The 2,055-nt window shown below is 68.7% G+C and carries 2 protein-coding genes; both read right to left on the minus strand.

The annotated features are described in order from the left end of the window. Nucleotides 1-528: 528 nt before the first annotated feature. Nucleotides 529-1,026: a pyridoxamine 5'-phosphate oxidase family protein gene (locus ABZS69_RS66965; protein WP_355395625.1), complete on the minus strand. Its 498-nt coding sequence runs from the start codon at nt 1,024-1,026 to the stop codon at nt 529-531. A gap of 87 nt (nt 1,027-1,113) precedes the next feature. Next, nucleotides 1,114-1,794 (minus strand): CBS domain-containing protein, encoded by a 681-nt coding sequence (locus ABZS69_RS66970; RefSeq protein ID WP_355395628.1) that lies wholly within the window; start codon nt 1,792-1,794, stop codon nt 1,114-1,116. Nucleotides 1,795-2,055: the final 261 nt, after the last annotated feature.

Raw genomic sequence — 2,055 nt, forward strand, 5'->3', positions numbered from 1 at the left:
CGGCAGCTTGCGAAGCTCCGCCTCGTCCAGCGCCCAGTCCAGAGCCTGCATCGCGAAATCCGAGCCGTCATAGCCGAGCACGATCTGATCCATGTCCTCGGGCCCCTCTCATGGGCAGGAAGTCATCACCTTCAGTGTCGGAGCACTCCCGGAACCCGCCGTAGGGCCGGGCGACCCAGCCCGCCGGGACCTTGGTCCCCGGCCCTCTCGAAGCGGCAGGTGCCAGGGGCCTTCAGCACTGGCCGGCGGGTCGTCCGGCACTGCCGAGCGCGTAGAGGAGATCTTCGAGCGGGCCTGGCCTCCGTGCTGCCACGAAGCGAACTGTCGATGCTCAGCGAGGAAGCGCTGGAGGCCGGATACAGGGGAGAGCCATGAGACTGCGGATCCCGCCTGGCCGGGCGGGGCGGATGTGGCTGCGCCGCCGCCTGACCGCAGTCCGGCACGGGCTCGACGTACAGGAAGCTGCGGATATTACGGCGGGAACAGGACCGGCTCGCCCGGAATGAGGCCCGCACCCAGGCGAAGTGGTCAGCGGCACGCCGGGCCGCCGGCGAACGGCTTCTCCGCGTGACCCGCCTCGGTGGCCGGCGCGCTGTGCGCCTGGCGGCGGGCGACCGCCCCGCCGATGATGCGGCGGCCGGACACCTGCTCGGCATCGACCACGATGTAGTGGTCCCGGCTTCCCGGTGCCCAGGCCGTCAGCGGCAGCGCCGTCAGCCGGTTGATCTCGTCCGGGTCGGTCACGGCCCGCGCGCGTCCCACCGTGGTGACAGACCAGCCGGTACGCAGTTCGGGGTCGAACTGGTCGGCCTCGAAGGCCACCACGGCGTGCCGGGTGGCGGCGGCCAGCTTCGATCCGATCGCGGTTCGGATCACGATGGAATGGCCGTTGAGCTGGAAGTTGACCGGCTGGACGGCAGGGAGGGCGTGGTCGGTGAAGACGATCCGTCCGATCGGTGCCGTGGACAGCAGGCCGAGGCACTCTTCCCGGGAGAGCACCTCGAATCCGGACGAGTCAAGCTGCATACCCTCAACCTCCCCGCTCGGGATCCTCCTCGTCAGAGGCGAAAGTCCCTGGTGTTCCGCGCCAAGGACATCGCGTGCCGGGCACGGCTATCCGGCCTTCCACGCGGAGTCGTCGATCTTCCAGGTCAGTTCGTCAACCACGCTGACGACGCCGTTGACGCGCCCGGCCACGCGGACGGCGATGGCGGCCTCGGCGCTGTGTTCCATCCGGCCGGACAACGTGACCACACCGTCGTTCACCGAGACGGTCACGCCGGAGGTGTCGAACCACAGAGTGCGGTCGAGGATGTCATCGCGAACCTCGGCGGCGATCTCCTCATCACCACGCAGGAACAGCTTGACGAGGTCGCAGCGGCTGACGATGCCCTGCAGCCGGCCGTTGTAATCGATGACCGGCAGTCGTTTGACACCGTGGGCGTCCATGAGGCGGGCGGCCACCACCGCCGACGCCTCAAGAGGGACGGTGACGGCGGGACTGGTCATCAGGTTGGCGGCGGTGTCGCCCCTCGCCTTCTGGCGGCTCCTGGGGTGGCGCAGCCGGGTACGCAGTGGCGGACGGTAGCCCTCGCGGTAGAACTGCTCGCGAAACTCCTCTTTGCACAGCAGGTCGGCTTCGGAGACCACACCGATCACGTGGTTGTCGTCGTCCAGAACCGGAACGGCGCTGACGCCGTTGCTGACGAGCGTTTCGGCGAGGTCCTTGAACGGGGTGGTGGCGGTGACGGAGACGACCTTGCTCGTCATCACGTCCTCAACGGTCATGTCCATGGCCGGCCAGTTCCTTCCTGCTCTTCCCGGTTGCTTTCATCACAGCTCCGGGCGAGGGGCGGGAAATAGGGCCGGAAGTCCCAAGAGGCGGTGACCATCGTGACACCTTCAGCCTTTGCGCACGCGCGCTGCCGCCAAGCCGCGGGTCCCTGGTCACTGCGGGGCCGGCCACAGCAGGTCAGCGGCCAGGTTGATCGTCACCGCGGCGGCGGACCACGGCGACCGGGCAGTGAGCGTGGTGCAGCACGCCGTGGCTGACGG

Source organism: Nonomuraea sp. NPDC005650, from assembly GCF_040605375.1.
Lineage (GTDB): Bacteria > Actinomycetota > Actinomycetes > Streptosporangiales > Streptosporangiaceae > Nonomuraea.